Raw genomic sequence first — 25175 nt, 5'->3', positions numbered from 1 at the left:
AGGAGGGAAAAGAAAATGTCTGGAGGACTTGGTACAATCGTTCCATTGATTTTAATGTTTGTGTTATTTTATTTCCTATTAATTCGCCCGCAGCAAAAACGCCAAAAAGCGGTTTCGCAAATGCAAAACGAATTGAAAAAGGGGGATAAAATCGTAACCATTGGCGGATTACACGGTTTTATCGACTCAATCGATGAAAATAAAGTTGTGATTAAATGTGGAGATGGAAGCCGTCTTACATATGACCGCAACGCCATTCGTGAAGTCACTGAAGCTGGCGCAGGTGAAGGCGTAAGCCTTTCAAAATAGTGGAGAAAAGGAAGCCGTAGAAATCCGGCTTCCTTTTTCTATACTGATCTCCGCGAGTTATTCGTCGCAATATTAACCCCTAAAATTCCACCCATCATAGCAATTAATGTATAGCAGGTATGATAGATTACTTGCTCTGCGTCAAACAAACGATCATAGCCAAGGTATTGAAACAAAAATACAACAACTGAATAAATGAGCCCCGTTATTCCGCCGATAAGCCAGCCTTTTTCTTTTCGCATCCCCCCGGAAAGAAAGCCGCCGCCAAATAGCGCAATGAATGATAATGCCGTAATAACATATTGAAGCGATCCTTCCCGGGCAGAAGTAAACCTAAGGATAAAGGCAAAAATAAGACTGGATATTACGGCAAAAGCAAAAATGAAAATTAAACCGTACAAAATAGATGTACCAAAGCTTTTCGATTCGATTTGAACTCTCCCCCTTCACAGCATCAGGCCGATTCTGTATTTTTACATTTTTCTGTTGGACCGGCCATAAATACAAGTTTCTTTCCTAGTACAAGCGTATTCATCAAGGGGTAAAAGTAGAATAACTATTTCAGTCCTTTTTACTGGTTCTAGGGATAATGGGATTTAATTCCTCTAATTATTTGAAGTAGATAAGAAATAATAAGATTGAATGCTAAAAAAGGGGCGACAGTTGTGGAAAATTACATAACGATTGTAGTTCGAACCATAATATTTTATGTACTTATTCTCGTTATTTTCCGCCTGATGGGAAAAAGGGAAATTGGGGAACTAAGCATCCTTGATCTTGTCGTTTTTATTATGATTGGAGAACTTGCAGTCGTTGCCATTGAAAAACCTGATGTCCATATATTTTATGCCATTTTACCAATGGTGCTATTAATGCTCATCCAGATCTCACTTGCATTCCTTTCGCTAAAGAGTAAAAAATTCCGGGACATGGTGGATGGACAGCCAAGTATTATTATTAATCGAGGGAAAATTGATGAGCAGGCGATGCGGAAACAACGTTACAATTTTGATGATTTAATGACCCAGCTAAGAGAGAAGGATATTCGCAGTATTGCTGATGTGGAGTTTGCCATATTAGAATCCTCCGGCAGCCTGTCTGTTATTGAAAAACTAAAGAGTAATAAACAAAAAAGCAAGCAAGGAGATATCACCATCCCGTTAATTTTAGATGGTGATATTGAGGAAGAAAATTTGAAGAAAATTAATAAAACCAATCTATGGCTTCGTCAGGAATTAAAGAAAAAGGGGTATCGGGATGTAAAGAGAATTTCCTTTTGCAGCTATGAAAATGGAAAGTTTTTTATTGATTTGCAAGATGAATAAAAACAAGGCATGCTAATGATCCGGCATGTCTTGTTTTTGTAAACTAAAATGAAAATAGGTTTCCAATCCACGGAATTCGAGTTAGCTCCTCCTTTTTTATTAAGCGAAATAAAACGACCATGAGAAAATAGGAAACGGCCATAGCTGATGCTGCAGTTAATACTCTAATGACCAGATGTCCATTGATCAGGATATTTTCGAAAATCCAATAACCTAACCAGCCTGAAACTCCCATCACTAGAAATCCTTTCAAATAGTCGCGAATATATATCGAAAAAGAAACTTTTTTCAAAACCGTTGCAAAGTGGAGGATTGTAACAAGTACAAAGCCGACGACAATACCGAGAGCTACCCCAGTAATTCCAAAAGAAGGCTGGCTAGCGAGTAAAAAAATGACAGCAGTTTTGACCACAGCACCAATAAGACTATTAATCATTGCTGCTCTAGCAAGATTTAGTGCTTGTAAAACAGCCTGCAGCGGCTGTTGATAATAATAAAACAAAAAGAATGGGGCCATGATACGGATAAAATAAGCGCCCTTCGTTGAGCCGTACATGAGCTGCATGAGCGGGTCCGCCAAAACAAAAAGTAAAATAACAGCCAGTCCGCCCGTTATAAAAACGAATCGCAATGCTTGTTGCAGGCGGTATTCAATCAATTTATAATTGTTGTTTGTGTTTGCCTCACTGATGGCAGGGACAAGCGATGTGGATAATGAAAAGGTTACAAAGGATGGCAGCATTAACAGCGGCATTGCATAGCCGGTTAGAGCACCGTATTGCTTTGTTGCTTCGACGGCAATGACCCCGGCAATGGCCAGACTGTGGGCAACAACAATTGGTTCAAAAAACCAGGCAACCGAACCAATCATTCTGCTCCCCATTGTTGGCAGAGCGATTTCCATTAATTCTTTGAAGGTCCGCTTCCCTTTATGAACAAATTGAAAGAAGTTTTTTCTAAGTCTAAACCGCTTTTTTAATTTAAAAGTAGTTAATAGATAAATGAGCGAAAGTAATTCGCCTAAAACAGAGGCTGCCATGGCAGCCGCAGCCGCATATTCCACTCCATATGGAAGAAATGTCTTTGTTGCAGTAGCAATTAAGGTTATTCTTACAATTTGCTCTAAAATTTGCGAAATGGCTGATGGGCGCATGTTTTGCCGCCCTTGAAAATAGCCTCTTAATACCGATGAAATCGCGATAATCGGCAATGCAGGCGCAATAGCTATTAACGGATATAACGTCCTATCATCGGTAAACAGTGTAGTGGATAGGATTGGTGCTAGTAAGAGTAAGGCCGGTGTGATAATGATCGATAAGCCGATTGTAATGGCAAGGGAAACAACTAGGATTTTTTTTATTTCTGCATAATCCTTTCTTGCTTCCGCCTCGGCAATATTTTTAGAGATGGCAACCGGCAGCCCCAACTGCGTGATGGTTACAACTAGAATAAACGTAGGATAGGCCATCATATATAATCCGACGCCCTCTTCACCAATACTGCGTGCAAGGACAATTCGATAAATAAAGCCAAGGACGCGTGTAATGAAGCCGGCCGCTAACAGGATAAAAGTCCCCTTTAAAAACTTCGACATGCTGTTTCCCACCTTCTCAAAAAAGAAGAATTCATTTACAATTAACTATATGCCTGATAGTGGACAAAGCATGACAAGTAGTAACAGCTTTTTGTAAAGGATGCATGAATGAGGGGGTTGCAAAAAGCCCAAGGGAGGCAGTTAAAAATGGATAAGAGCGATAATAATGATCATTTTCGTTCCCAAGTACAACCGGCGTTAGCAAGCAAACTCGAAGAATTTCGCTTACTGGGGTATGATTCAGTTACCGAAAAAGAACTTTGGTTGTACTTGACAAAGAAAAAGTGGAAAAAAGCGAAGGAAGAAAAACGACTTTACGAAATGATTCAAGAAATTCTCTCAATTAAGGTAAGTGATTATATCAGCTTTGCGACGATTGAAACTTATAAAACTGCCGAGTTTTCCTTTGAGGATGAGGATGAATGGAAAAAGATATTGGAATAATCCCACCTATTTCAAATTGACAGCTATACCTACTTATTCCATAATGGAAGCAGTGACTTTTTAATTATTCTATGATAATGCTAGTCTGTAACAGTGCATTTGCACAGGCACTAAGGAGGAACAATACATAATGGTAAAGCGCAGTAGAATCATTGCTTTCTTTCTTGTGGTCCTAATTGTAGGGAGCACAATGGGGGCAACAACCAAGAACATATTAAACAATATTAAGCTTGGCTTGGACCTTCAAGGTGGATTTGAGGTTTTATACGAGGTTAAGCCGGCGAAAAAGGGCCAAAAAATTGATAAAGAAGTATTAGCAAGTACTGCTGAAGCCCTCGATAAGCGGATCAACGTCCTCGGTGTAAGTGAACCGAACATCCAAATCGAAGGGACGAATCGGATTCGTGTTCAGCTTGCAGGGGTCACGGACCAGAACAAAGCTCGTGAGATGCTGTCTACACAAGCAAATTTAACTTTCAGGGACGCGAATGACCGTTTAATGATGGACGGGTCAGACTTAAAGCAGGGCGGAGCAAAGCAGACTTTTGATGAAAATGGTGCACCAAGCGTGTCGTTGACATTAAAAAGTGCGGACAAGTTCCGGAAAGTTTCTGAAGAAATTATGAACATGGCACCAAACAATGTGCTTGTTATCTGGCTTGATTTTGAAGAAGGAAAAGACTCTTTTAAAACTGAAGTGACAAAACCGAATCCTAAATTTTTATCGGCTCCAACTGTAAGGCAAATCTTTAACCAGAATACAGTTTCCATTGTCGGAAGTTTTACAGCGCAAGAGGCTAGTACCTTAGCTAATCTTTTAAATGCCGGCTCTTTACCTGTAAAGCTGAAAGAAGTATACTCCACTTCAGTAGGAGCAAAATTTGGTGAACAAGCATTAAATGATACGATAATGGCCGGAATCATCGGTGTCGCAATCATCTACCTATTTATGCTTTTCTATTATCGTTTTCCTGGCTTCATTGCCACTGTTACATTATCCATTTATATTTATCTAGTCCTATTAATATTCGACTGGATGAACGGTGTCCTGACCTTGCCTGGTATCGCCGCAATTATCCTCGGGATTGGGATGGCTGTCGATGCAAACATTATTACTTATGAACGGATTAGAGAAGAACTTAAAGTCGGTAAATCGATTAAAGCAGCCTTCCAGGCGGGTGAAAAAAATGCGTTTACATCGATTCTTGACTCTAACCTAACCACCCTCTTAACTGCAGGTGTGCTTTTCTTCTACGGTACAAGCTCTGTTAAAGGGTTTGCAACAATGTTAATTGTCAGTATCCTGATGAGCTTTTTAACGGCCGTTTATGGTTCACGTCTATTATTAGGACTTTGGGTCCATAGTGGAGTCTTTAAAAAGAAAGCAAGCTGGTTTGGGGTCAAACAGTCCGATATCAGGGACATTGCTGAAAATGTGGATACATTAGATCTGCCAACCCGTTTTGATAAGCTTGATTTTGTCAAGCATAGAAAGAAATTTTTCACGATTTCAGGAATTCTTCTTGCTGCCGGATTAGTTGTGCTTCTTGTATTACGTTTACATTTAGCAATTGATTTCACCAGCGGTACGCGTGTTGAAATCTTATCAAACTCTCCGTTGACCGTTGAGAAAATAAACAGTTCATTTGAAAAGCATCATTTGAAAACAGATGATGTGGTCATTTCCGGTGAGAAGAAGAATATTGGAGCAGCCCGTCTTGTCGGTGTTCTCTCGAAAAATGAAATTGCTAAGCTGAAATCTGACTTTAACAAGGAATATGGATCCGAGCCAAACGTAAGCACCGTTTCTCCGACTATTGGGAAGGAATTAGCGAAAAATGCCTTTATTGCGCTGTTAATTGCCTCAGTCGGGATTATTATTTATGTGAGTTTCCGATTTGAATTATCAATGGCCATTGCTGCAATTGTTTCCTTGCTGCATGATGCGTTTTTTATGGTGGCATTCTTCAGTATCACGAGGCTTGAGGTGGATTTAACCTTTATCGCCGCCGTGTTAACCGTTGTTGGTTATTCAATCAACGATACCATTGTTACCTTTGACCGGATGCGTGAGAATATGCAAAAGAAAAAACGCCTGAAAACAAATGCAGATATTGCTGAAGTATTGAATGTAAGTACACGTCAAACCCTGACTCGTTCTATCAATACTGTCTTAACCGTGTTAATCACAGTAGTGGCACTCGTTATTTTCGGCAGTGAATCAATCCGCAACTTCTCAATCGCCTTATTGGTAGGATTACTTGTCGGTGTCTATTCATCCATTTGTATTGCCGGTCCACTCTGGTATGTATTTAAGACAAAAGAGCTTAAAAAGAAAGGCGTCATTAAAACAGTGAAAGAAAAGAGAAAATACTCTGATCAACCACAAGTGTAAAATTTTTAGCCGCAGACCGTCTGCGGCTTTTATTTTTATTGAAAGGCTTTTTTGACTCCTGTATAATAAATAAGTCTGAGGGGTGAACCAACCGATGTTAAAGTCAAAAACAAGATGGATTGTTCGCAGTTCTGATCACAATCTAGTCAACATGCTGGCAAATGAATTGAAAATAACACCTCTAGTTGCGTCACTGCTTGTTAACCGTGGCTTAGATACCGTTGATTCAGCACGGTATTTTTTATTTGGGAAGGATGAGTTCCATGACCCATATCTTTTAAAAGATATGGACCTGGCAGTTAAGAGAATTCGGAAAGCAATCGAAGATCAAGAACCTATTCTTATTTATGGTGATTATGACGCTGATGGCGTTAGCAGTACATCGGTATTAATGATCACACTACGTGAGCTTGGTGCCAATGTGCAATTTTACATCCCGAATCGTTTTACAGAAGGGTATGGCCCGAATGAACAGGCATTCCGCCAAGCTGCGGAAAATGGAATAAATTTAATTATTACCGTGGATACTGGAATATCAGCCGTCCATGAAGCTGCCGTTGCAAAAGAGCTGGGAATCGATCTCATCATTACGGATCATCATGAACCAGGTCCAGTTCTGCCAGAGGCATTAGCGATTATTCACCCTAAGCTTCCCGAAAGTATTTATCCGTTTCGTGAATTAGCAGGTGTTGGTGTCGCATTTAAGCTCGCTCATGCCCTATATGGGGAAATTCCTGAGCATTTGTTCGAAATAGCGGTTATTGGAACGATAGCGGATTTGGTATCGTTAAAAGGCGAAAATCGTTTAATAGCCAAAAAAGGTCTAGAAAAACTGAAAGTTACGCAAAATATTGGTCTTAAAGCCATCTTAAAATTATCCGGTGTCAATCCTAATGCGATAAATGAAGAAACGATTGGCTTCACGCTTGCGCCAAGAATTAATGCTGTCGGCAGATTAGAAGATGCTGACTTAGCTGTTCAGCTGATACTGACAGATGATCCTGATGAGGCACAGCATTTAGCGGAAGAAATGGATACCTTAAATAAGACTAGGCAATCGATTGTCAATTCAATCACAGCTGAAGCCATTGAAGAGGTTGAAAGGAATTTCCCGATTGAGGAAAATAAGGTCCTTGTTGTGGGGAAAGAAGGCTGGAACGCCGGTGTTATTGGTATTGTCGCTTCAAGGCTAGTTGAAAAATACTATCGGCCAACAATCGTGTTAAATTTTGACCCTAATAAAGGGTTAGCGAAGGGCTCTGCCAGGAGTATTGCCGGATTTGATTTATTTAAAAATTTATCTGCCTGCCGAGAGATTCTCCCGCACTTTGGCGGACATCCAATGGCAGCAGGCATGACCTTGAAGCTTGAAGATGTTGCCGAGCTTAGGGATCGATTAAATAAGCTTGCAGGCGAGCAATTATCTGCTGAGGATTTTATACCTGTAACACTACTTGACGAGGAAATCCATCTGGATGATATCCAACTATCTTCTTTAGAAGAATTGAATTTGCTTTCTCCTTTTGGCATGGACAACCCTAAGCCAAAAGTCTTAATTCATAATGTCGAAATTGGCAATATGAGAAAAATTGGCAGTGAGCAAAACCATTTAAAGATTTTAATCAATGAAGGTAATGCAAACCTTGACGGAATAGGCTTTGGGTTAGGGGCATTAGCCGACCAAATTTCCCCAGCATCAAAAATTTCATTAATTGGAGAATTATCTATTAATGAATGGAACAATATACGTAAACCACAAATTTTTATCCATGACCTCGCTATAGAATCATGGCAGTTATTTGATTTTCGCGGACAAAAGAGACTCAAAAGTATGAAAGATATTGTCCCAGCTGAAAACCGGAAATTCATCCTTTTTAATAAAGAGATTTTTGAAAAAATAGGCTCTGATCTGCAAGATGAGTCCATTCTTATTCAAAATCTTGAAGAGGCAAAGGCTTTTGATGGTAATCGGGCAAATATCGCTTTAGTTGATTTTCCCCCTTCAAAGGAGATGCTAAAAGTCTTATTAGAAGGTAGTCAGCCATCCAGAATTTATACTTATTTTTATAAAGAATCCAGTGATTTTTTCAGTACGGTTCCGACTCGCGACCATTTTAAATGGTTTTATGCCTACCTCATGAAAAAAGGCCCGCTTGACCTGAAAAGACATGGCGATATGATTGCCAAGCATCGCGGCTGGTCGCAGGAAACTCTTTATTTTATGACAAAGGTGTTTTCTGAACTGGATTTTGTTACAATATACAATGGATTTATTACTTTGAACAATCAAGCGCAAAAGCGTGATTTAACTGACTCAAGAACCTATCAAAGGAAACAGGCACAATATGCCCTTGAAAAGGATTTGTTGTTTTCATCCTTTCAGGAATTAAAAGGCTGGTTCGATCAAGTTATTCAAGAGTCAGTTGAAACTGAGGAGGCAATTACAGAATGGATTTAAAACAATTTATTACAATCGTACCCGATTGGCCGAAGCCGGGAATTAAATTTAAAGATATTACTCCTTTAATGAATGATGGTGAAGCATATAAATATGCAACAGACCAAATCGTTGCTTATGCGAAAGAGAAAGAAATTGATATTATTGTTGGACCAGAAGCACGGGGATTCATTATTGGCTGCCCAGTGGCCTATTCGCTTGGGGTAGGTTTTGCTCCAGTTCGTAAAGAAGGAAAGCTTCCAAGAGAAACAATTAAAGTTGGCTATGGTCTTGAGTACGGGAAAGATGTACTAACCATCCATAAAGATGCGATTCAGCCAGGGCAACGAGTCTTAATTACCGATGACTTACTAGCAACAGGCGGCACAATTGAAGCAACGATTCAATTAGTGGAACAGCTTGGCGGCGTCGTAGCCGGAATCGCTTTCTTAGTTGAGTTAAGCTATTTAGAAGGTCGGAAAAAGCTTAACGGCTATGATATTTTAACATTAATGCACTATTAAATTATGCAGGAGGGCACTCACAGACGAGTGCTCTCTTTATATAATATTGATATGAAATAATGAATTTTCGACTTTTCTTTTCAAAATTTGCAGAAAAAACAGCCCAATCTCTTTACATCTTTGCTTTTTTTTTCGATAATAGTAACAATCATTATAATTTAGTAACAATTTTTTAAACCAAAATTCCTTAATACAAATAAAAATGAGATGAAAATAAAGGTGATTTCATGGCGAATGATCAAGTGTTAACAGCCGACCAAGTCATCGACAAGACGAGAAAATACTTAAATGAGGAGCATGTTGATTTAGTTAAAAATGCGTATGAATACGCAAAACATGCTCATCGTGAACAATATCGAAAATCAGGGGAGCCGTATATCATCCATCCAATTCAGGTTGCAGGTATTCTGGCAGACCTAGAGATGGATCCGGCAACAGTAGCTGCTGGTTTTCTCCATGACGTTGTGGAAGATACAAGTGTTTCCTTAAAAGATATTGAGGAGGCCTTTGACGACGAAGTGGCGATGCTTGTCGATGGGGTAACAAAGTTAGGGAAAATTAAATATAAATCTCATGAGGAGCAGCAGGCGGAAAATCACCGAAAAATGTTTGTAGCGATGGCACAGGACATCCGGGTGATTCTGATTAAGCTTGCCGACCGTCTGCATAATATGCGGACATTAAAGCATCTTCCTGTAGAGAAACAGCGTCGGATTTCAAATGAGACACTTGAAATTTTTGCCCCTTTAGCGCATCGTCTTGGTATTTCTAAGATTAAATGGGAGTTGGAAGATACCGCATTAAGGTATTTAAATCCGCAGCAATATTACCGGATTGTAAACTTAATGAAGAAGAAACGGGCCGAACGGGAGCAATATTTAGACGATGTGATCGATGAGGTTAAGTCACGGATGGATGAAGTCTCGATCAAAGCCGAACTTTCCGGCCGTCCAAAGCATATTTACAGCATCTACCGAAAAATGGTCTTGCAAAATAAGCAATTCAGTGAAATATATGATTTGCTCGCTGTGCGAATTGTCGTGAACAGTATAAAAGATTGCTATGCCGTCCTCGGTATCATTCATACATGCTGGAAGCCGATGCCTGGCCGCTTTAAGGATTATATCGCGATGCCGAAGCCAAATATGTATCAGTCCTTGCACACAACCGTAATTGGTCCAAAGGGAGACCCGCTTGAGGTGCAAATTCGTACGTATGAAATGCACCGGATTGCCGAATTCGGGGTTGCTGCCCACTGGGCCTATAAGGAAGGGAAGTCTATTAGTGATAGCTCTACCTTCGAACAAAAACTAACCTGGTTCCGAGAGATTTTGGAGTTCCAAAATGATACTGCCAATGCCGAAGAGTTCATGGAGTCACTGAAAATTGACTTGTTTTCCGATATGGTATTTGTCTTTACGCCAAAGGGTGATGTCATTGAATTGCCTTCTGGTTCTGTTCCGATTGATTTTGCCTATCGAATTCACTCTGAAATCGGTAATAAAACCATTGGAGCAAAAGTGAATGGCAAAATGGTGACGCTTGATTATACGCTGAAGACTGGCGATATAATCGAAATTCTCACCTCCAAGCATTCTTATGGACCAAGTCAGGATTGGTTAAAACTGGCACAAACCTCACAGGCGAAAAACAAGATTCGTGCGTTCTTTAAGAAGCAGCGCCGTGATGAAAATGTGATAAAAGGCAAAGAACTCGTTGAAAAAGAAATCCGCAATATGGAATTCGACCTGAAAGAAATTTTAACTCCCGATAATCTGAAAAAGGTTGCGGATAAATTTAATTTTTCTAATGATGAAGATATGTATGCCGCCGTCGGTTATAACGGGGTCACCGCCTTACAGGTGGCCAACCGCTTAACCGAGAAATGGCGTAAAAAACGAGACCAAGAACAATCGGCAAGTATAACGAATGTAATTTCGGATTTAAAATCTTTTCCATCTAATAAGAAGCGGGAATCGGGCGTCCGTGTTCAAGGAATTGATAATCTCTTAATCCGCTTATCAAGATGTTGTAATCCGGTACCGGGCGATGAAATTGTCGGTTTTATTACAAAAGGACGCGGTGTTTCTGTTCACCGCTCAGATTGTACGAATATTGATTCCAATGATGCCCAATCCCGATTAATTCCGGTTGAGTGGGAAACCTCCCTAAATGATCGTAAAGAGTATAACGTTGATATTGAAATCAGCGGATTCGATCGAAGAGGACTTTTAAATGAAGTTCTTCAGGCAGTAAATGAAACTAAAACGAATATCAATGCTGTTACAGGGAAAACCGATCGTAATAAAATGGCTACGATTAGCATGACAATAGCGATTCATAACGTTTCCCACCTGCAAAAAGTGGTAGAGCGAATTAAACAGATTCCAGATATTTATTCGGTTCGACGGATAATGAATTAAGGTTAGGTGTTTTAACATGAAAGTAGTTGTTCAACGCAGCAGGGAAGCCAAGGTAACCGTTGACGGTGAAGTAACGGGTGAAATAAACAGCGGCTTGGTTTTGCTCGTCGGTGTAACACATGAGGACAAAGAAGAGGATGCAGCATACCTGGCTGATAAAGTGGTCAATCTTAGGATCTTTGAGGATGCCGAAGGAAAAATGAACCATTCATTATTGGATATTGGTGGAGAGATTCTATCCGTTTCTCAGTTTACCCTTTACGGTGATTGCCGCAAAGGGAGAAGGCCTAGTTTCATTCAAGCAGCCAGACCAGAGCAAGCTGTACGGCTATATGAGACGTTTAACACCATGGTGCGAGATAGAGACATTCGTGTCGAAACAGGCGTCTTCGGTGCGATGATGGATGTTCAACTAACGAATGACGGGCCGGTTACATTAATATTAGACAGTAAAGATAGAAAATGAGCTTGGCATTGTGAACTGCCCCCCGTCAAGTAGACAGTGGAAATAAATAAACAACATTAGGCGGCTTTAGCCCTGTATTCTAAGGGGCTAAGGCCGTTTAGTCTTTTTTGTAATCTTTCATGATTATAAAACTGTATGTATTCTTCAATGTCTTTTTTCAATTCCTCAAACGTACTGTATTTGTTTAAATAAAACTTCTCACATTTTAAGGTTCCCCAAAATCCCTCCATCGGTCCATTATCAATGCATCGTCCCACTCTAGACATACTTTGTACCATTTCTGCTTTCTCAATCTTCTTTTTAAATGCTGGGGAAGTGTATTGATACCCCCGGTCACTGTGGAGGAGGGGGGTGGCATTCGGGTTGGCCTTCAACGCTAAATCTAGGGTCTTAAAAACCAACGGATTATTATTAGAAGTCCCAATCATATAGCTTACAATGGAGCCATCATACAAATCCAAAATCGCACTCAAATAAGCCTTCTGAGAAGATCCGTATTTCATTTCAGTCACATCAGTCAGCCATTTTTCATTTGGCTTCTCCGCATTAAATTCCCTGTTTAATACGTTTTCAACGACGTGTTGTGGAGTGCTAGATTTATACTTCTTACGCTTCCGTCGAATGACTGACTGGATTCCAGCTATTTTCATTAATCTATACACTCGTTTATGGTTGATATCCTTTGAAAAGATTCGATTCAGGTTCAACGTTATACGGCGATATCCATATATCCCATCCACTTTTTTATATAGGTGTATGATCTCTTCAAGGATCTCCTCATTTAACACCTCATTTTCCGACGGTGATCGGTGAAGCCATTTATAGTAGCCTGAACGTGAAATTCTCGCAATCTTACATAATAGCACAATAGAAAAATTATCTTCCTTATGAAGTTCTTGAATCGCTTCATATATATCACTTAATCGAGTTTGGCTTAAGGACGTTTCTTTAATCGCCTCCTTTCTAGTTCCTCTAACTTTTTTAAGAATTCATTTTCTGCCCGAAGACGCTCATTTTCCTGCTCCAACCGTTTCATTTCACGCTGAATCTTCTCCTCAGGAGTTAACTCTGGCTCGGATTTACTCCTTCCTCTTTTATCTTTAAGACCCTCTTCGCCTTCTTTCTCATACTTCTTCACCCATTGATACACCTGTTGATACGACACCTTGAAAAGCTCTGATGCCTTATGATATTTTTTTTCGTTTTTAAGACAATACTTAACAATTTCTAAACGTTCTTCAAGTGTAGTGGAACGACCTTTAATCATAGAGTTATTCTCCCTTTGTGTCTCTTTTAAATCTCTATGATTATTATAATTGTTTATCCACTGTCTCAACACTGATGTGCTGGATATTTCATATTTGTGTGTAATCCCAATTAGAGAATCGTTCCCAGAAAGGTAATCCAGAACAGCTGCTGTTTTGACCTCTTTAGAGTAACGTTTCCATTTACCAGGGTTGTTAAGCCCATCAATTCCATATTTTTGATAAAGATAAATCCATTCTTTCATTGCTTCATCTGAAATATTATAGTGCGAACAGAAGCCTTGAATTGAGGTTTGTCTTTCATTAAACGCTAAAATTAACTCGTACTTTTCTTGTGCAGAAAAAGCACTCTTTCCCATAGAAAAAGCCCCCAATAAAGTATACAGATTTTTTTTTATTTGATCTGTCTACTTTATTGGGAGCATATCATTGGCGCCAAGCTCATTTTTTTAATTAACTTTAAAGAACCTTGCTAAACCATTATACAGTCCGGAAGCGGCATTTTCCTGGAATCCGCTGGTGTTTAGGGTTATTTCCTCCTCAGGATTGCTTAAATAGCCAAGCTCCATTAGAACCCCTTTTTGACTGTTTTCACGAATCACATGGTAATCACCGATTCGGACGCCGCGATCTTTCAATTTTGTTTGTCCAATTGTTGCAGCATAAAGGGTGTCAGCTAATGATTTTTGATACCCATGATAATAATAGCCAGTCATTCCGCGAATACTGCGATCTACATTACTGTCATAGTGCAGGCTGATAAAGGCGTCTGCATTGTTTGCTTGTGCAGCATTTACGCGGGACGGCAATTGAATGAAGGAATCATTGCTTCTGGTAAGAATGACATTTGCACCGGCAGCGTTTAATTTATCATACAGAAGCCTGGCAGTCCTTAGTGTCAGGTTCTTCTCTAATGTTCCGTTTGCACCGGTTGTCCCGTTATCTCCGCCGCCATGACCGGGGTCGAGAACAATGGTTTTATTTTTGAGATAGCCATCTGCGCCTGATTTCTGTATCTGCGTGTTGTTTCCATTAATGGAAACAATCCAGCCGGCAACAAATCCGATTTTTCCATTCTTTAGCTTTATCTCGTACCACTCATTTACAATCCTGTTTACCGAAAAAACTTCCCCTTCATTTGCCAGAACAACGACATCTGATTGGACATTTGCTTCTTTTCGGATATTCGTTCCATTATGTAAGATCGTAATCGTACTGTCCTTCAAGGCTTGTCCAGTCTGGGATTTCGCTGTTGTTTTATCAAGATACCACCCGGCAACCCAACCGAATCTGCCAGTCTTGTATTCTATTTTTACCCAATTATTGAATTCCTCCAAAATAGCAAAGCTTTGGCCTTTTGTTACCGTGCCAATAATGTTGGAATCCAATGAGGCCTCTGAGCGAACACTAAGACTGCCGGCAGTTACCGAACCATTGATTCCCTTCAATTCTTTCTTAGGGGTGTCCTTCGAAGATCCTGTTTGCATGTCAATAAACGCGGAACTCGCCCATCCTTTTAGGTTTGAAAAACCTATCTCCACCCAATTATTTTGTTTTGAATAAATCGTTATGCTGGTACCCTTAGTTAATTTTCCGATAATAGCACTGGATGCGGCCGGTTCCTTCCGGATATTTAAGGTATCGCCAGTAACGACACCTGTACCTATGCTAGTGGATGAAGGATTCGGTTTCTTATCTTCCTGCTTAACGGTTTTAATCTCGAGAAAGTCTCTAATTGCCCAGCCTTCACCAAATGTTGAGGCTATTTTATACCAGTTTTCGTTTTGATCAAGGATCGTGACTTCTTGTCCTTTAGTTAAGAAGCCGACAATCTGAAAGCTTGTCCCTGGACCAGAGCGAACCCTTAATTGATCGGTATTGGCTTTGGCTAGTGTGTTATTGTTTCCGGTTGATGTTGATAATGCAGCTTTGGGCTCGTCTTCTTTTGTGACAAGCCAGTTAACGACCCAGCCTGTTTTACCAAAAGATAATTGAATTTCAATCCAATCATTTTTTTCTTTCACAATCGAATACGTTTCTCCCCGCTTGGCAACTTTGACGAGGGGGTAACTTAAACCTGGACCTCCGCGAACATTGACGGCATCTGTTGATATGGTCAACGATTCGCTGGCAGCCCTAATTTTTCCCTGAGGCAGGAAGGCTCCAAAAATAAGAATGCTAGATAATAAGATAAGATTAAACTTTTTAAACATCAATTCCCTCCTTTTCCATTTTTATTTTAACGTAAAGGCGAAAGAAATTCATTCCTAAATTACTAATATTGACCAGGTAACCTAAGAATTCAGCATGGATCATGCAATTTTTTCACGATTTGTGGAAATAATAGAGAAAAAGGACAGAGGTGATTATAGTATGAGGTCGAGTGAAAAGGGAATGAATGTACAATCCATGGATGGCCGCCTTTTTGGGGTGGATTTTCATGATTTCATTCAAAAGGAGCAGCATGCAACCTCGTTTGAACTGGCATCTGAATTTGGAATCACGATGGGTGATGTCAGAAAGTTAAAAAAACATCTGGAAAGATCGTAAATCTCTCTTGACAACACTATCTTTGCTCCGTATTATTATATAAATAAAATGAAATATTGGAAAAACCCGTGATGGAGCATAGTAATTAAGCTAACCCATGAAAAGAGAGGAAATGCCCTAGGCTGAAAGCATTTCTGCATGTGCCTTAATGAATGAACACTCCGTAGGCTTCTCTCTGAAAAAGCTTAGGCTCTAGTAGGAGAAAACGTGAGCAGGCGTTATCTGTTTAAGAGGAGGAGCATGCATGTAATGCTTTTCAACTAGGGTGGCACCGCGGGATTAAACTCTCGTCCCTTGTATGTAAATACAAGGGACGAGAGTTTTTTTATTTACGTAAAAATTACTTTACATAAATTTTTTACATGAGGAGGTTTTCCATAATGTCTATTAGTATTCCAAGAGGAACCCAGGACATTCTGCCCGGTGAAGTTGAAAAGTGGCAGTTAATTGAAGCAAAGGCACGTGAGCTTTGTGAAAAATACCAATATCAGGAGATTCGTACACCGATCTTTGAACATACCGACCTTTTTTCCAGAGGTGTGGGTGATTCCACGGATATTGTGCAAAAGGAAATGTACACATTTGAGGACCGCGGGAAGCGCAGTATCACGCTCCGGCCAGAAGGAACAGCAGCGGTCGTGCGCTCATACGTTGAGAAAAAAATGTTTGGGCTCGCCAACCAACCCGTCAAGCTATATTACATGGGGCCGATGTTCCGCTATGAACGCCCTCAGGCAGGCCGCTTTCGCCAGTTTGTTCAATTTGGCATTGAGGCGTTAGGCAGTAATGATCCGGCGATTGATGCAGAGGTGATCTCCCTCGCAATGAATTTATACAAAGAAATGGGTTTACAAAAACTGAAGCTCATCATCAACAGCCTTGGAGATAAGGAGAGCCGAACCGCTCACCGTGAGGCATTAGTGAATCACTTTAAACCGCGGATCGGAGAGTTTTGCCACGATTGTCAAAATCGTCTTGAGAAAAATCCGCTTAGAATACTCGATTGTAAACAGGATCGCGATCACGAATTAATGAAATCAGCACCATCCATCCTTGAGTTTTTGAATGAGTATTCAAAGGCTTATTTTGAAAAATTACAGCACTACTTAACGCAGCTCGATATCCCGTTTGAAGTGGATGCGAACTTGGTGCGGGGCCTGGATTATTATAATCACACAGCGTTTGAGATTATGAGTAATGCCGAAGGATTTGGCGCCATTACGACGCTATGCGGCGGTGGCCGTTATAACGGCTTAGCGGAAGAAATTGGCGGGCCGGAAACACCGGGAATTGGTTTTGCCTTAAGTATTGAGCGTTTTCTAGCTGCCTTGGATGCTGAAGGGATTGAACTTACGGTAAATCAAGGGATTGACTGCTACCTTGCAGCTCTTGGAGAGGAAGCGAAAGATTACACCGTAGGGCTTTTGCAAAAGCTGCGTCTAGCTGGTTTTTCAGCCGAAAGAGATTATTTAGATCGAAAAATTAAGGCACAATTTAAAGCCGCAGATCGTTTAAAAGCAAAGTATGTAGTTGTACTCGGTGACGACGAACTTAAAAACAACAAAATTAATGTGAAAAATATGGCAACTGGTGAACAAGTGGAATTAGACCTGGACACCTTCATTCATCAATTTCAGGAAATGCAATCTTAAGGGGGATTAACAATGTTTGGCAGATCGTATTTTTGTGGAGAAGTTCCAGAGTCTTCAGTAGGGGAAAAAGTAACATTAAAAGGATGGGTGCAAAAACGGCGCGACCTTGGCGGTTTAATTTTTATCGATCTGCGTGATCGTTCCGGGATTGTTCAGGTCGTATTTAATCCTGATTTATCGAAGGAAGCACTAGAAACGGCAGAAAAAATCCGTAATGAATATGTGTTGGATGTGGTTGGAACGGTGGTTGCACGTGAAGCCGGCACTGTTAATGATAATTTAAAAACTGGAAAAATCGAAGTTCAAGCGGAAAAGGTCATCATTATCAATGAAGCAAAAACACCGCCGTTTATGATTTCAGATAAAACAGATGCGTCAGAAGATATCCGCTTAAAATATCGCTATTTAGATTTCCGTCGCCCGGTGATTTTTGAAACATTAAAAATGCGTCATCAAGTGACAAAGCAAATTAGAGATTTTCTCGATGGCGAAGGCTTTTTGGATATTGAGACACCAATATTAACAAAAAGCACACCAGAAGGAGCACGGGATTATTTAGTTCCCAGCCGTGTCCACCCGGGTGAATTTTACGCGCTGCCCCAATCACCACAATTGTTTAAGCAATTGCTTATGGTAGGGGGCGTAGAACGGTATTACCAAATCGCCCGCTGCTTCCGTGATGAGGACCTGCGTGCAGACCGTCAGCCTGAATTTACGCAAATTGATATTGAAACAAGCTTCATGAGCCAGGAAGATATCATGGGCATGATGGAAAAAATGATGACCCAGCTGATGAAGGAAGTAAAAGGCGTTGAGGTACCGGAGGTCTTCCCGCGGATGACCTACGATGAAGCGATGAGCCGATTTGGTTCTGATAAACCGGATACACGTTTTGGTTTAGAACTCGTTGACCTTTCTGAAATCGTGAAAGAGTCCGGCTTTAAAGTGTTTGCTTCTGCTGTTGCCGGCGGCGGACAGGTTAAAGCGATTAATGTAAAAGGCGCAGCAGAAAAGTATTCAAGGAAAGATATTGATGCATTGACTGAATTTGTAGCCGTCTATGGTGCAAAAGGTCTTGCCTGGTTGAAAGTGGACGGGGAAGGCTTAAAGGGTCCAATTGCAAAATTCTTCTCTGAAACTGATGCCCAGGCTTTGACGGCGACCCTTGAAGCTTCTGAAGGGGACCTGCTCTTGTTTGTTGCTGATAAGAAGAGCGTTGTCGCTGACGCCCTTGGTGCCTTAAGACAAAAGCTTGGAAAAGAATTAGGATTAATCGACCAAAGCTTGTTTAACTTTTTATGGGTCACCGACTGGCCGCTGTTAGAGTACGATGAGGAGGAAGGCCGTTATTATGCTGCCCACCATCCATTTACGATGCCATTTAGGGAAGACATTGAATACCTGGATTCAGATCCTTCTAAGGTTCGTGCCCAAGCGTATGACCTTGTGTTGAACGGCTATGAGCTTGGCGGCGGATCGCTGCGTATCTTTGAACGCCCGATTCAAGAAAAAATGTTCAGTGTACTTGGGTTTACACCGGAAGCTGCTTTAGAACAATTCGGCTTCCTGATGAATGCCTTTGAATACGGTACACCGCCGCATGGAGGAATTGCCCTTGGACTTGACCGTTTGGTGATGCTGCTTGCCGGCAGCACAAACTTACGTGATACCATTGCATTTCCAAAGACTGCCAGTGCAAGCTGCTTGTTAACAAACGCACCTGGAGAAGTTTCCGAGGCACAATTGAAGGAATTACATTTGTCACTAAATGTTAATAAATAACTGGAATTCGCTTTCATGATTTCTTGTAGGCAGAGTTAAAATATGTTATGATAAAAGCAATTAAAGAAGAGTCCTGAAATGTACGTTGTGTTACCTGAAGTTTTGACCGAACATTTTTTATTCGGGAGTCTGGAGTTTTCTGATTGCGTAAATGCCCCGCCTTTAACAGGGAAGGGGACTTACAATACCGGAAACAGGACACCCCCCTGCTCAAGTAGCGGGATCAAAACTAAGGATCGAGAAGCAACGGCATCATTGGGACTCTTTCCTTTTGTTTAAAATCAACCTCCTGGCTATGTCGGGAGGTTTTTATTTAGCCATTTTGGGCCGTGAGGATAGTCGAAAATTTAAAACGGCTTTTATCTTCTCCTTCCTTGGCGAATTTTCTTTGCGGTAATTCCTATAAAAATACTTGTATTTATGAGCGAGTATGATATATTTTTTAGGTGAAAAAATAATAGCAACAATAGGTTGAAATTGACTAAGAATTTGGAGTGAAAATATATGCTGCATCAATTTTCCCGAAATGAGCTTGCGATTGGTAAAGAAGGATTAGAAATCATGAAAAACAGTACGGTCGCTGTATTAGGGGTCGGCGGAGTCGGTTCGTTTGCCGCTGAAGCACTAGCTCGCTCCGGAGTAGGCCGCTTAATTTTAATTGATAAAGATGATGTGGATATTACCAACATCAACCGTCAGCTAATTGCCCTGCTTTCAACGATTGGCAGACCGAAAGTTGAAATCATGCAGGAGCGGATTATGGATATCAATCCTGATTGTGAAGTAATTGCACTAAAGATTTTTTACACAGAGGAAACCTATGAGGACATTTTTGACTGCAATATTGACTTTTTTGTGGATGCCTCTGATACCATTGTGTATAAAATTCATTTGATGAAAGAGTGTTTAAAGCGCGGGATTCCAATTATTTCAAGCATGGGAGCCGCCAATAAAATGGATCCAACCCGCTTCAAGATTGCGGATATTTCCAAAACGCACACGGATCCGATAGCAAAAGTCATTCGCACAAAGCTTCGCAAGGAACGGATCCATAAAGGGATTCCAGTTGTTTTTTCTGACGAAAGCCCAATTGTCATCCGTGAGGATATTAAAAAAGAGGTCGGTAACGAGAACTCACCGATCCGTAAAGGACAAATGCCGCCTGCATCCAATGCCTTCGTCCCATCTGCCGCCGGCTTGATTATGGCAAGCTATGTGGTCACGGAATTGCTAAAAGACATCAAGATTCATCGTGTATCAGATGATAAATAATTATTTAGCCCTGAACTATACTTGGTTTGGGGTTTTTTTGATGTTCCCATACACTCATAAACCTGCGGTCCAAGAAACTGGGGCGAATTGACCGAAGTGCTGAAAAGAGTAGCCGAACGGTAAATGAAAAGGGGTTACATTGACCGAAGCGCGGAAAATAGAGGCCGAACGGTAAATGAAAAGGGGTTACATTGACCGATGATCGAAAAAAAGAGGCCAAACGGTAAATGAAATCTGTTGTTACTTGCCCCCGAAGCAAAAAGCTCCCCCAACAGTATGAGAGAGCATAATAATTAAGATTTTCACTCAAAATATCTGTGTTGTCTTGCGCCAATTGACGTATAGTTTTGCATTAATATCCTCCTAATAACCTTCGCTGATTTTATCACGCCACACCAATCATGAACACTGATTGTGGTAATTTTTCTATCCGGGAACAGCAGCACAAATTCCTTTACACTCCGCATAACACCTGAATCAACACTTTCCTCAAATAAGCATTTTTTACACACGAGTTTTTTATCCCCAAAAGACATCATAAATGAAAAGCAAATTGGACAGATTACTCCTTTTTTCAATTGTTCATACCTATAAGACGGGATTCGTGTATAGCGAGATTCATATAGGTGCATTGAAATTAATTGATCAGCAAGTCTTTTGTGGTGGACATTTAGTTTAGACGGTATTTGCTCTAATTTGTTCATGAGGCTTTTAAGCTGTGTTGGATAAATGATCGGGGCATTAATAGGGGCTTGATATAAGGTGAAAACTGGGTTTACAAAAGTAACAAAACCTTCGACAGGGGCAGTAATCCCCATTTTTTTGAGTAAGGGGCAAAAAAGTGATTTACTGCGTTTTAATTGGTCCAATGGATTCTTTACTTCATCCTTAGTTAACAAAGAATAAAAATTACCAGACTCATAATAATAATCACCCTCATGATTTTTAACTTCGAAAGGGTAAATGGTTTCTTGAGCAATGATTAAGGTATCAAATTGAAACTCAGAGTTGTTGAATTCTAGGCGTAAATCATTAATTATAAAAAAATCATTTTGAAGCTTTTGGGTTAATTGGTCAAACTCTTTCTCACCTTCAAATCCTTTTTCAAGATTAAAATAATACTTTTTATCATTGGGTGCCAGTATCATACGTGTGTTTAACGATCTTAACCTTAGCAATTCTTTTGATTCCATTCGAGAATTTAAAAACATAGCACACTTCCTTTCATAGCTTGGTAACAATTTAATTGTATAAAATATTATCAGCTGCATGTATGGCTATTTTGTTAACATTCTTCTCAGTCTCTAGACCTAGCTAGGTTTCCACCCTCAGCCGTTTTATGAATACTAATTAACTAGGATATAATTAAATAGGAATTTACGTTAAACTATGTTGGGATACATAGAGAGGAGAGAGAGTTTGAATACCATCGTCGAATTAAAAAATGTAACGAAAGTGATTAAAGGAAGAACTATAATAGACGATATTAGCTTCCAGGTGAATAAAGGGGAGGTTTTTGGGTTCCTAGGTCCGAATGGAGCCGGAAAAACTACGACCATTCGAATGATTGTCGGGCTAATGGGTATTACTTCTGGGGATATCATGATTGGCGGCTCAAGCATTAATACCCAGTTTGAGGATGCGGTCGGCCATGTGGGAGCCATTGTTGAGAATCCCGAAATGTATAAATTCTTAACGGGATATCAAAATCTTGTCCATTACGCAAGAATGTCTAAAGGGATTACAAAGGAAAAGATTGCGGAAACGGTGGAGCTCGTTGGTTTAACAGCACGAATCAATGATAAGGTGAAAACCTACTCCTTAGGGATGAGGCAGCGATTGGGCTTAGCACAGTGTCTGTTGCATGACCCGGATGTCCTTATTCTTGATGAGCCGACAAATGGTCTCGACCCAGCGGGAATCAGGGAAATCCGTGATTATGTCCGCCTCCTGGCCCGTGAAAAAGATATGGCTGTCATCGTTTCCAGCCACTTGTTATCCGAAATGGAAATGATGTGTGATCGGATCGGAATTATTCAAAATGGCAGGTTGATCGATGTGCAGCTCGTAGAGGAATTTGTACATGGCTCTGAAGTGACCTATGAAATGGAGGTTGTTCCATCTGATAAGGCCTTAAAACTCATTGAGGTGAACTATCCTGATGTAAGAGCCAGCCACTCACGAAACGGAATAACCGTTATGCTCCAAAAAGAGGAAATACCGAATTTGGTTAAACAATTGGTTACTCATGATATTCTGATTTTTGGAATAAAAGAAACAGTGAAAACACTAGAAGATCGCTTCCTTGAGGTGACATCGGAGAAGGAGGCTGCAACACATGCTTAATTTAATCAAAAATGAATGGATGAAAATATTTAAACGCCCAGGCACCTTTGTGATGATTGGAATGCTCGTTGTTGCCATTGCCTTAGTGGGGATTGTGGTTAAGACGCAGCAAAAAGACTTTGTGCAGGATAAAAATTGGGAGCAAGTATTACAAGAGGAAAATAACGCCTTAAAGCAGCAGATGACGCAAAGCCGGACGAAGACGGAAAAGCAATTTTTTAAAAAAGAAATTGCCATCAATGATTATCGAATGAAGCATGATATTCCGCCGCGGGAAAAATATACGGTTTGGTCATTTGTAAAGGATACCTCACAGCTGATTATGTTAGCCGGTTTATTTATTATTATCGTTTCTGCCGGAATTGTCGCCAGTGAGTTTAACTGGGGAACCATCAAACTGTTATTAATCAGGCCGATCAACCGGACAAGAATCCTCCTATCAAAATATTTGACGGTGCTATTGTTCGCCTTGTTTATACTGGCGATTCTGTTTGTTTTCTCCACTGGGCTTGGCGCGATTCTGTTTGGAATGCCGGACAAAGCCATTCCATATTTAAATTATTATAACGGTCAAGTGACAGAGCAAAACATTGTTGTCCACTTGTTAATCTATTACGGATTAAGCTCAATTGACACCATTATGCTGGTGACAATGGCTTTCATGATTTCTTCTGTTTTCCGAAACAGTAGTCTGGCCATTGGCTTGTCACTGTTCTTATTGTTTACCGGCGGACAGTTTACCACTTTGTTATCGATGAAATTCGACTGGGCAAAATACATTTTGTTTGCCAATACTGATTTGATGCAATATTTCGAAGGCACACCAATGGTAGAGGGGATGACGTTAACCTTCTCCGTCATCATGCTGCTAATCTACTTTGCCCTGTTCCAAACCCTGGCCTTCGTCGTCTTCAAAAAACGCGACGTAGCCGCATAACAGAAGTTTAACACTACAAAGAACTCAAAAAAGGTGTCAGGCACCATGTGAAATTTTCACATGGTGCCTGACACCTTTCCTACTATTTCTACTGTTTTGATCTTGTTAATTTTTCGTAGACTGTGGCGAGGGCTTGTTCGAATTTCCCGGTTTTTTTCGGCTGGTAGTATTGTTTGTTTTTGATTTTGTTTGGTAAATACTGCTGCTGTACCCAGCCATTTGGATAATCATGGGGATACATGTAGCCGATGCCTCTGCCTAGGTCTTTTGCTCCTTTGTAATGGGCATCCTTAAGATGGTCGGGAACTTCGCCGACGATTCCCTTTTGAATATCATCCAGGGCAGCCTGAATGGCTATGACGGCGGAATTGGATTTAGGCGACAAACACAATTCAATAACGGCATTTGCGAGCGGAATCCTTGCTTCTGGAAAGCCAATTCTTTCTGCTGTTTCAATCGCGGCCAATGTTCGCGCTCCAGCTTGAGGATTGGCAAGCCCGATATCCTCATAGGCAATGACAATTAGACGGCGGCTTATACTAGGCAGATCACCTGCTTCAATCAACCTGCCTAAATAGTGAAGTGCGGCATTAACGTCACTGCCGCGGATTGATTTTTGAAAGGCTGACAGGACATCATAGTGGCCATCACCATCTTTATCGGCAACCAAGCTTTTCTTCTGCAAACATTCTTCAGCGGTTTCTACATCAATATGAATCAATCCATTCTCATTTTTATCCGTTGAAAGGACCGCTAATTCTAATGCATTTAAAGAGCTTCTTACGTCTCCATTGGAGCCTTGGGCAAAATGCTGTAATGCTTCATCGGCTATCTCTATTTTCATCCCGCCAAAGCCCCGCTCCTCATCTTCAAGGGCACGGGCTAGTGCCTGCTTGACTTCATCAGGTGTTAACGGTTTTAGCTCGAAAATTTGGCAGCGGCTGCGGATGGCCGGATTGATCGCATGGTAAGGGTTGCTTGTCGTTGCTCCGATTAGCACAATCATGCCGTTTTCTAAATAGGGAAGTAAAAAATCCTGTTTTGCTTTATCTAATCGATGGACTTCATCAAGAAGCAGAATTACTTTTCCGGACATTTTCGCCTCGGCTGCGACAATTTCCATATCCTTTTTATTATTGGTAACGGCGTTCAGAGTCCGAAAGGCATATTTCGTACTGCCGGCAATCGCACTGGCAATTGAAGTTTTGCCAATTCCCGGAGGACCATATAAAATCATAGATGTCAGTTGTTTTGCTTTTACCATTCTGGCTATAATTTTTCCATTACCAACTAGATGCTGCTGGCCGACTACTTCATCAATCGTTCTAGGACGCATTCGAAATGCTAATGGTTTCTGTTGCATATTCATCTCTCCAAAAAACAATATTCCATACGTATAACAATACCATTTTCCCATGGTAAAAGCATATTGAAGAAGAATATGATATAATTTC

The 25175-nt window shown here is 40.6% G+C and carries 20 protein-coding genes, 1 other RNA gene and 1 other annotated feature; of the genes, 15 read left to right on the top strand and 6 right to left on the bottom strand.

Annotated elements, in window-relative coordinates; translation table 11 throughout:
* Positions 1-15: 15 nt before the first annotated feature.
* Complete coding sequence (gene yajC, locus FAY30_RS17690) at positions 16-309, top strand: preprotein translocase subunit YajC (protein WP_149871113.1); 294 nt, start codon at positions 16-18, stop codon at positions 307-309.
* Between the two features lie 38 nt (positions 310-347).
* On the opposite strand, the gene FAY30_RS17685 is transcribed toward yajC, so the two are convergent.
* Complete coding sequence (locus FAY30_RS17685) at positions 348-710, bottom strand: TIGR04086 family membrane protein (RefSeq protein WP_149871112.1); 363 nt, start codon at positions 708-710, stop codon at positions 348-350.
* A 264-nt stretch (positions 711-974) separates the two neighbouring features.
* Here FAY30_RS17685 and FAY30_RS17680 point away from each other — a divergent pair, with 264 nt between their 5' ends.
* Positions 975-1634, top strand: a complete 660-nt coding sequence (locus FAY30_RS17680) for a DUF421 domain-containing protein (protein WP_149871111.1) — start codon at positions 975-977, stop codon at positions 1632-1634.
* Between the two features lie 43 nt (positions 1635-1677).
* Here the strand turns inward: FAY30_RS17680 and spoVB are convergent, their stop codons facing one another.
* Positions 1678-3228 (bottom strand): stage V sporulation protein B, encoded by a 1551-nt coding sequence (spoVB, locus tag FAY30_RS17675; RefSeq protein ID WP_149871110.1) that lies wholly within the window; start codon positions 3226-3228, stop codon positions 1678-1680.
* 147 nt (positions 3229-3375) lie between these two features.
* Between spoVB and FAY30_RS17670 the strand changes: the two genes are divergently transcribed.
* The 6 genes from FAY30_RS17670 (at position 3376) to dtd (ending at position 11917) form a co-directional block, all read left to right on the top strand.
* A complete protein-coding gene (locus tag FAY30_RS17670) occupies positions 3376-3672 on the top strand; it encodes a post-transcriptional regulator (RefSeq protein ID WP_149871109.1) in 297 nt (98 codons plus the stop codon).
* Positions 3673-3802: 130 nt separating this feature from the next.
* Positions 3803-6067, top strand: a complete 2265-nt coding sequence (secDF, locus tag FAY30_RS17665) for a protein translocase subunit SecDF (protein WP_149871108.1) — start codon at positions 3803-3805, stop codon at positions 6065-6067.
* Between the two features lie 94 nt (positions 6068-6161).
* A complete protein-coding gene (gene recJ / locus FAY30_RS17660) occupies positions 6162-8525 on the top strand; it encodes a single-stranded-DNA-specific exonuclease RecJ (protein WP_149871107.1) in 2364 nt (787 codons plus the stop codon).
* Positions 8516-9028, top strand: coding sequence for an adenine phosphoribosyltransferase (locus tag FAY30_RS17655; protein ID WP_149871106.1), 513 nt, complete (start codon positions 8516-8518; stop codon positions 9026-9028). The genes recJ and FAY30_RS17655 overlap by 10 nt, the downstream gene beginning before the upstream one ends.
* 227 nt (positions 9029-9255) lie before the next feature.
* Entirely contained in the window at positions 9256-11451 is a 2196-nt protein-coding gene (locus FAY30_RS17650) for a RelA/SpoT family protein (RefSeq protein ID WP_149871105.1), read from the top strand.
* A 16-nt stretch (positions 11452-11467) separates the two neighbouring features.
* The gene (gene dtd, locus FAY30_RS17645; RefSeq protein WP_149871104.1) at positions 11468-11917 is read left to right on the top strand and encodes a D-aminoacyl-tRNA deacylase; all 450 of its coding nucleotides are present in this window, start codon (positions 11468-11470) and stop codon (positions 11915-11917) included.
* A gap of 56 nt (positions 11918-11973) precedes the next feature.
* Here dtd and FAY30_RS28090 read toward each other — a convergent pair.
* Positions 11974-13541 (bottom strand): IS3 family transposase gene (locus FAY30_RS28090; protein WP_411675460.1). Its coding sequence is split into 2 segments (ribosomal slippage): positions 11974-12908 and positions 12908-13541, totalling 1569 coding nucleotides; the frame shifts between segments, so codons are not numbered across the junction.
* A gap of 90 nt (positions 13542-13631) precedes the next feature.
* The gene (locus FAY30_RS17635; RefSeq protein ID WP_149871103.1) at positions 13632-15395 is read right to left on the bottom strand and encodes an N-acetylmuramoyl-L-alanine amidase family protein; all 1764 of its coding nucleotides are present in this window, start codon (positions 15393-15395) and stop codon (positions 13632-13634) included.
* A 160-nt stretch (positions 15396-15555) separates the two neighbouring features.
* Between FAY30_RS17635 and FAY30_RS27245 the strand changes: the two genes are divergently transcribed.
* From FAY30_RS27245 to FAY30_RS17615, 5 genes are all read left to right on the top strand, one after another.
* Entirely contained in the window at positions 15556-15732 is a 177-nt protein-coding gene (locus FAY30_RS27245) for a hypothetical protein (protein ID WP_190284680.1), read from the top strand.
* 59 nt (positions 15733-15791) lie between these two features.
* Positions 15792-16030: a binding site (T-box leader), on the top strand.
* 82 nt (positions 16031-16112) lie between these two features.
* Complete coding sequence (hisS, locus tag FAY30_RS17630; protein WP_149871102.1) at positions 16113-17384, top strand: histidine--tRNA ligase; 1272 nt, start codon at positions 16113-16115, stop codon at positions 17382-17384.
* Positions 17385-17396: 12 nt separating this feature from the next.
* Complete coding sequence (aspS, locus tag FAY30_RS17625) at positions 17397-19166, top strand: aspartate--tRNA ligase (protein WP_149871101.1); 1770 nt, start codon at positions 17397-17399, stop codon at positions 19164-19166.
* A 67-nt stretch (positions 19167-19233) separates the two neighbouring features.
* Positions 19234-19432, top strand: a non-coding RNA gene (gene ssrS, locus FAY30_RS17620) — 6S RNA.
* A gap of 238 nt (positions 19433-19670) precedes the next feature.
* The gene (locus FAY30_RS17615; protein ID WP_149871100.1) at positions 19671-20438 is read left to right on the top strand and encodes a tRNA threonylcarbamoyladenosine dehydratase; all 768 of its coding nucleotides are present in this window, start codon (positions 19671-19673) and stop codon (positions 20436-20438) included.
* A 302-nt stretch (positions 20439-20740) separates the two neighbouring features.
* On the opposite strand, the gene FAY30_RS17610 is transcribed toward FAY30_RS17615, so the two are convergent.
* Positions 20741-21649 carry a nuclease-related domain-containing protein gene (locus FAY30_RS17610; RefSeq protein ID WP_149871099.1) on the bottom strand — a complete coding sequence of 303 codons (909 nt, stop codon included), beginning with the start codon at positions 21647-21649 and terminating at the stop codon, positions 20741-20743.
* 208 nt (positions 21650-21857) lie between these two features.
* On the opposite strand from FAY30_RS17610, the gene FAY30_RS17605 reads away from it, so the two are divergent.
* Both FAY30_RS17605 and FAY30_RS17600 read left to right on the top strand, forming a co-directional pair.
* Positions 21858-22784, top strand: a complete 927-nt coding sequence (locus FAY30_RS17605; protein ID WP_149871098.1) for an ABC transporter ATP-binding protein — start codon at positions 21858-21860, stop codon at positions 22782-22784.
* Positions 22777-23721, top strand: a complete 945-nt coding sequence (locus tag FAY30_RS17600; RefSeq protein ID WP_149871097.1) for an ABC transporter permease — start codon at positions 22777-22779, stop codon at positions 23719-23721. The genes FAY30_RS17605 and FAY30_RS17600 overlap by 8 nt, the downstream gene beginning before the upstream one ends.
* 88 nt (positions 23722-23809) lie before the next feature.
* Here FAY30_RS17600 and FAY30_RS17595 read toward each other — a convergent pair whose 3' ends face one another.
* On the bottom strand, positions 23810-25084 hold the full coding sequence (locus FAY30_RS17595) for a replication-associated recombination protein A (protein WP_149871096.1): 1275 nt from the start codon (positions 25082-25084) through the stop codon (positions 23810-23812).
* Positions 25085-25175 lie beyond the last annotated feature (91 nt).

The sequence above is a fragment of the Bacillus sp. S3 genome, assembly GCF_005154805.1.
Lineage (GTDB): Bacteria > Bacillota > Bacilli > Bacillales > Cytobacillaceae > Neobacillus.
The sequence above is the reverse complement of the archived record's forward strand: the minus strand, read 5'-3'. Positions and strand labels throughout refer to the sequence as shown.

Bases quoted from the DNA above. Each gene is read 5' to 3' on its own strand.
- dtd (WP_149871104.1), top strand. From the start codon at position 11,468: ATGAAAGTAGTTGTTCAACGCAGCAGGGAAGCCAAGGTAACCGTTGAC.
- FAY30_RS17610 (WP_149871099.1), bottom strand. From the start codon at position 21,649: ATGTTTTTAAATTCTCGAATGGAATCAAAAGAATTGCTAAGGTTAAGA.
- FAY30_RS17635 (WP_149871103.1), bottom strand. From the start codon at position 15,395: ATGTTTAAAAAGTTTAATCTTATCTTATTATCTAGCATTCTTATTTTT.
- FAY30_RS17600 (WP_149871097.1), top strand. From the start codon at position 22,777: ATGCTTAATTTAATCAAAAATGAATGGATGAAAATATTTAAACGCCCA.
- yajC (WP_149871113.1), top strand. From the start codon at position 16: ATGTCTGGAGGACTTGGTACAATCGTTCCATTGATTTTAATGTTTGTG.
- FAY30_RS17615 (WP_149871100.1), top strand. From the start codon at position 19,671: ATGCTGCATCAATTTTCCCGAAATGAGCTTGCGATTGGTAAAGAAGGA.
- secDF (WP_149871108.1), top strand. From the start codon at position 3,803: ATGGTAAAGCGCAGTAGAATCATTGCTTTCTTTCTTGTGGTCCTAATT.
- aspS (WP_149871101.1), top strand. From the start codon at position 17,397: ATGTTTGGCAGATCGTATTTTTGTGGAGAAGTTCCAGAGTCTTCAGTA.
- recJ (WP_149871107.1), top strand. From the start codon at position 6,162: ATGTTAAAGTCAAAAACAAGATGGATTGTTCGCAGTTCTGATCACAAT.
- spoVB (WP_149871110.1), bottom strand. From the start codon at position 3,228: ATGTCGAAGTTTTTAAAGGGGACTTTTATCCTGTTAGCGGCCGGCTTC.
- hisS (WP_149871102.1), top strand. From the start codon at position 16,113: ATGTCTATTAGTATTCCAAGAGGAACCCAGGACATTCTGCCCGGTGAA.
- FAY30_RS17655 (WP_149871106.1), top strand. From the start codon at position 8,516: ATGGATTTAAAACAATTTATTACAATCGTACCCGATTGGCCGAAGCCG.
- FAY30_RS17595 (WP_149871096.1), bottom strand. From the start codon at position 25,084: ATGCAACAGAAACCATTAGCATTTCGAATGCGTCCTAGAACGATTGAT.
- FAY30_RS17650 (WP_149871105.1), top strand. From the start codon at position 9,256: ATGGCGAATGATCAAGTGTTAACAGCCGACCAAGTCATCGACAAGACG.
- FAY30_RS27245 (WP_190284680.1), top strand. From the start codon at position 15,556: ATGAGGTCGAGTGAAAAGGGAATGAATGTACAATCCATGGATGGCCGC.
- FAY30_RS17670 (WP_149871109.1), top strand. From the start codon at position 3,376: ATGGATAAGAGCGATAATAATGATCATTTTCGTTCCCAAGTACAACCG.